Raw genomic sequence first — 255 nt, 5'->3', positions numbered from 1 at the left:
TTTGAAAAAAGATAAAATTTGTTGTTGACTTGAGCAAACCAAAGTGATATGATAGAGATATCAAAGGGAGGTGATAATATGAATTGGGTAATCATTGCAGCAGTTATTACAGGTCTTAATCAACTGTATGGGTTAATTAAAAATATCTCAGATGTGTACTTCAAAGTTAAAGAAGAAGTACAAAAGAGTCGCAACCGCCAAGACGACTCGGAGTAAAAGAAGGGAGAGGGAAACCTCTCCTATTTTTTATAAGCC

At 34.9% G+C, this 255-nt stretch carries 1 protein-coding gene; it reads left to right on the top strand.

Translation table 11 applies throughout. The annotated features are described in order from the left end of the window. Positions 1-78 precede the first annotated feature (78 nt). Positions 79-216 (top strand): hypothetical protein, encoded by a 138-nt coding sequence (locus GBN91_RS29165; RefSeq protein ID WP_193222150.1) that lies wholly within the window; start codon positions 79-81, stop codon positions 214-216. Positions 217-255: the final 39 nt, after the last annotated feature.

It is taken from the genome of Bacillus sp. B1-WWTP-T-0.5-Post-4 (genome assembly GCF_009183795.1).
Lineage (GTDB): Bacteria > Bacillota > Bacilli > Bacillales > Bacillaceae_G > Bacillus_A > Bacillus_A cereus.
The sequence above is the reverse complement of the archived record's forward strand: the minus strand, read 5'-3'. Positions and strand labels throughout refer to the sequence as shown.

What these genes read in the sequence shown, in the direction of transcription:
- GBN91_RS29165 (WP_193222150.1), top strand. Translation starts at nt 79, where the DNA reads ATGAATTGGGTAATCATTGCAGCAGTTATTACAGGTCTTAATCAACTG.